This window comes from Thermotoga sp. (genome assembly GCF_021162145.1).
Taxonomy (GTDB): domain Bacteria; phylum Thermotogota; class Thermotogae; order Thermotogales; family Thermotogaceae; genus Thermotoga.
In genome coordinates this window covers 1-5,164 of record NZ_JAGGZH010000019.1, presented here as the reverse complement: position 1 = coordinate 5,164, position 5,164 = coordinate 1, and the positions used below count along the sequence as shown (strand labels likewise).

The 5,164-nt window shown below is 42.0% G+C and carries 2 protein-coding genes and 1 pseudogene; all 3 read right to left on the bottom strand.

Features of this window, described 5'->3' with window-relative positions:
* Positions 1–1,649: pseudogene (locus J7K79_RS01780) on the bottom strand (hypothetical protein); the annotation flags it as partial.
* A 15-nt stretch (positions 1,650–1,664) separates the two neighbouring features.
* Positions 1,665–4,010 (bottom strand): glycosyl transferase family 36, encoded by a 2,346-nt coding sequence (locus tag J7K79_RS01775; protein WP_296904501.1) that lies wholly within the window; start codon positions 4,008–4,010, stop codon positions 1,665–1,667.
* A 75-nt stretch (positions 4,011–4,085) separates the two neighbouring features.
* Positions 4,086–5,102, bottom strand: a complete 1,017-nt coding sequence (locus J7K79_RS01770; RefSeq protein WP_296904500.1) for a LacI family DNA-binding transcriptional regulator — start codon at positions 5,100–5,102, stop codon at positions 4,086–4,088.
* Positions 5,103–5,164: the final 62 nt, after the last annotated feature.

The following is a 5,164-nucleotide window of genomic DNA, read 5'->3' as shown; positions in this document are numbered from 1 at the left end:
TCATTGAAAGAATCCCATTTTGCGTTGAGAAAGCCGGCCTCTGGTTTCCAGCCCATGTAGAGCGTGCCATCTTCTGCAAGCATCCATTTCCAGTTCACATTTCTATAAAGTTGATCTGCGAGTTTTTCCACTTCAGTGCCTTTGAAATACTCTCCTGCAAAGAGGGCTCCTGCTACAAGCAACGCTGTGTCTATAGAGGAAAGCTCACTGTTCCAGACCCTTTTACCTGTTTTCATGTCGACAAAGTGATAGAAGAATCCGTTCTTGCCTTCTACTTTACCTTCCACGAAGGTTTTCAAAGTTGTTAAAACTCTTTTGTAACCTTCATCATAACTTATCCAGCCTCTTTCTATAGCAACTGGAATTGCCGTAAGTGCGAACCCTACAGCAGCGATACTGCATGGAGAATCTTCGGTACTCCTGTCTTTAACCAAACCATTTTCCGGGTTTGCTTCATGCCAGAAATATTCAAAGGTCTTCCTCTGTACATGTTCCAGAAGCTCCTCATCACTCATTTGCAGCATTTTTTCGACTTCTTCTTTTGTTTTAGGATCTACCATGGACATGCGTTCTTCAAGGGTTAATACTTTGGTTTTTTCGGTGTATATACCATCAATGTAGAATGCTTCCTTAAGAGGTACTTTCTGGTTGTTTTTGTCAAAACCGGCAAATGCAAGATAAATCATGTACTTTCCATCAGAGTTCAAATCTTTCATGGCACCTGCTATTTCAAAGCTTATCAGGTTCCATCCCTTGTCCACATTTTTGGTATCTGCAAACACTCCTCCAACCCATTTCCATTCTGATGTTACATCTGCCATTCCCAGGAAATACATGGTAGGAATAGTGCTCATATCGGAAGGTATGTAAACACTCATCTTAACCGTATTACCCTGCATCCACTTTTCTACATTCTCTCCTTCCAGTGGAAGAGCCACTTTAGTTTCGATTGCTTCTCCACTGGGGATGATTTTCATTGATCTGAGGCCCTGGGCTGCATATCTGCTGCTGAGCTTGAAAGCAGCACCGGTGTTGTCGTTGTTGTATTTTGAAATCTCTTCTTCGGTTTCCATAGGGAATATGTAGAGTCTAACCTTCTCCTCTTCTGTAGACATGGCTACAAAGTGATCTACATAGAAAGGATCCACCATTGGCACTTTCTTGCTGGCGTTTTCGAAGTCTATAAAGGCAAAGTAAAGCATGTACTTTCCGTTTGTAGAAACTTCCTTCATTCTGGGGGAAAGTTTGAAGGTTACCACGTTCCATCCTCGTTGTGACTGAGTTTCTGAGAAGACTCCATCAACCCATGCCCAGCCATCTGTTACATCAGCCATACCGAGAAAGTACCTGTCCGGGTATGTTTTTGCATCTTCTGGGATGAAAACTGCAATCTTCAACAAATCGGACTCACTCCAGCCTTCCAGCACGGCACCACTCAGTTGAAAAGCCAGCTTGGTTTCCTCTGCTTTTCCTGAGGGAGTTACTTTAACGGAGTACTTTCCGGAAAAGACGTACTCATCGCTCAGGGAGAATTTGGCGCCAGTATTATCATCACTCAGTCCTGCGACGGTTTCCATGTCGTTTACCACAGTAAATGCCATTCCTAAAGTAGCTAAGGCGAGAAGTACCAAAAACAGAACTTTCCTCACTTCAATCACCCCACTTTAATAAATGATTTGAATCAGGTTATTACCTTCGAGATAAGGAATAATGTTTCCTTTTAGTTTCTTCCCGTTGAAGATTATTTCCTTGAATTCATGAAGTTCTTTGCCCTGAGGATTGAGGATTTCCAGAGTGTACTGTCCATTTCGAATGTTGAAAGTAACCTTTGCTTTTTTCCATTTCTTTTTCGTACATGGGGAGAACAGGATACCATCTTTTGTGGGTTTGATGCCCAGATAACACTGAATCATTAACCTGTAAAGCCAGCTTGCAGAACCGGTATACCATGTCCAGCCAGCTTTGCCGCTTTTGGAGGAAAGAGGTCCATCACTGTTACCGGGAGTTACATAAGGTTCCGCTTTGTAGACATCGGGATCTTTATAGTATCTGAGAATTGGTGAGAGGGTTTGATAGACTCTCTCTGCAAGTTCACAGTCTTTTGTGAGCCATGCTGACCAGAGTGTCCAGGTAGCAGCGTGCGTGTAGACTCCTCCGTTTTCCCTGGTTCCAGGTGCATATCTTGTTATATATCCGATTTTTCCATCTACTTCAGTGAAAGGCGGATACAGAAGTAGAGGGCCGTAATCCGTCAATAGCCTCTCTTTTACATTTTTCATGGCTTTCTGAAGTTTTTCGGCATCATCCGTTATCCCAGAAATAACAGCCCAGTTTTGCGGATTCAGAAATATTCTGTTATCTTCTTTACCTCCGATGATCTTTCCTTCATCTGAAGTTGCCCTGTTGAACCATTCACCATTCCAGGCGTGTGCGTTAAAAGATTTCCTGATTTTTTCCATAGACTCTTCAATCCATTTCTTTTCGTGTTCATCCAGTTCGAAGAGACTTAAAACTCTTTTAAGGATGTGGTACAGGAACTCGCTCAGCCAGAAACTTTCACCTTTTCCTTTTTGTCCCAGTCCATTCAGCCCATCGTTCCAGTCTCCTCCAAGGATAAGTGGAATTCCTCTTTCTGATACATTCTCGAGTACTGATTTGATACTTCTGAAACAGTGTTCCTTAATGGTTGCCTCCTCTCCATCCAGGAAGGGGACACTTTCGTACAGAATTTGTGTGTCGCCGGTGTGTTCTATGTACTCACATACCACAAATGTGAGCCAGAGCAGGTCATCTGACCATCTTTCAGATGGAGAGCCATTGCTGAATGGTAGCCACCAGTGCTGGACGGTTCCGTCTTTTTTCTGATGTGCGGCATGGAGAAGGATCTGGTTTTTTGTTATTGAAGGATCTAGCCATAAACCTGCAAGACTGTCCTGCAGTTGATCTCTGTAACCATATGCTCCTCCTACCTGGTAGTATGCAGTTCTTGCCATCAGTCTTCCAGCTATTGCCTGGTAGGGCAGCCAGCTGTTCAAAAGAAATTCCACATCTTTGTCAGGGATGTCCGCTTTAAATCTTTTTAAGAAAGTCTTCCAGTGACTTTGAGCTTTTTCAATCTGAGATTCGCAGAACTCGTCATTCCGGAAGCGTGTGGAGAAATCTAATGCCTCTTTTTCGTCTTTCGCAACTCCAGTAAAGAAGTAAACAGCTTCTTTTGATTGAGGAGCTAAAATGATCCTGACCTGGATAGCGTTTATTCCATCGATGTTTCGTCCATCGGTGTTTTCACACTGTCCTTTCTGTATAGCCAGTGGATTCTGCAGGTTTCCGTACATTCCGAAGAACTTTTCTTTGTCAGTTTCATAAGAAGCGATTTCTCGGTTTGTCGAGTGGAACAGGATAAAGGGGTATGAATCATTCCAGCTTCTTGGCCCTGCAGTCCACATATATTTCCTGGAAAGGAGAGTATTTTTGGAAAATTGAGTTTCGAAGAAAAGCTTGTGAAATTCTCTATGTACATCTGGCATGGTTCCCATGTTGAGTTCAAAATATGAGAAAACTGAAAGATTCAAAGGCTTGTTTGTGTTGTTTTCCAGTTCCAGTTTGATAATCTCGACATCGTGATCAATTGAAACCACGGCTGTTGTTTTTACAGAGAATCTTTCAAAGGATGTGTGAAAGACAACCTTTCCTGGCGAATAAATGGCAGAGTAGCTTCCATTTTTATTTTTCACAGGCTGGAAAGTGTTAGAAAAGACTTCTCCTGTTTCTTCGTCAAGGATATAAAAGTATTTTCCATAATTATCGTGCACTAAATCCTGAATCCATTTTGTCAGTGTGCTCCGGGAGGCATCAATGTAAAAAGAATACCCGCTTCCTGCTTGAGAATACACAGCACCATATCTTCCGTTAGTTAATACATTAATCCAGGGTGCAGGTGTTTGAACATTGGTTATAACGAAGTCTCCGTTTTCATTGAAGTAGCCGTATTTAGTTTCAAAGTGCTTCACTCTTTTCCCTCCTCCTGTTTATGTGGAACCGGTTCTTCATACCTCACACAAAAAAGACCATGGTTAAATCCTGAATCAACAACCGCATGATTTTCTCACTACAAGCCGTGTTTGAAGCGTTATTTTGATGGGATCTTTGAAAACATCCGGGTTGTTTACCCTTTCTAAGACTCTTTGAGCGGAAATCTTTCCCACTTCGTACATGGGTTGATGCACTGTAGTCAAAGGAGGATCTATGTAAGCCGACCAGAAAGCATCGTCAAAACCCACAACAGCTATATCCTTTCCGACCTGTATTCCTTCTTTTTCCATTTCTTCAATTATTCCCAGAGCCATTTCATCGTTGGCGCAAAAGATGGCTTCCAGACTGTTCAGTTCTTTCCGCAGGTCCTGGAAAACCTTTCTCCCACCTTCAAATGTGAAATCTGATGTAAAGACCAGATGATTTTCACAACGCAAACCGTGTCTTTTCAATGATTCTATAAAACCCTGGAAACGCTGCTCACTGTCATCACTGACTTCTGGTCCCTTGACAAAAGCGATTTTTTTATAGCTGTGTTTTTCTACGAGGTGATCCACCATACGAGCGCTACCGGAAAAGTTATCTACCATTACACTGTCAATTCCGAAGTCCTGAAAATCCTTTAACAGAAACACAATTGGAATTTTGCTCTCTGCAAGCTTTCGAACAGTAGCTTTATCCACGGTTGGATCAAACACAATAGCTCCATCAACTCTTCTTTCTCTTATCATGGAAAGATATCTCTTTCTTGCCTGCTTCACATCCTGCCCTGAATCCAGCACAGTGAGCAAGGTAAAATATTTTCTGGCAGATAATACCTCTTCCACACCTCTGATGACTTCACCGTAAAATGGCCCGGAAGTTGAGGGGAGTACGAGTCCTACGGTAAAAGTTTTTTTCTTGCTCAAATTTACAGCCTTTGAGTCGGGAACATAATCATACTTTTTAATAATCTCCTGTATCTTTCGTTTTGTCTTTTCAGAAACATATCCGCTGCCATTTAATGCTCTTGAGACTGTTGATTTTGAAACACCTGCCAGTTTGGCTATCTGCGCTATTGTTAATTTCAAAAATATCACCTCAACAAATATATGGAACTGGTTCCACATCTAAATATATCTTTTTAAATGAT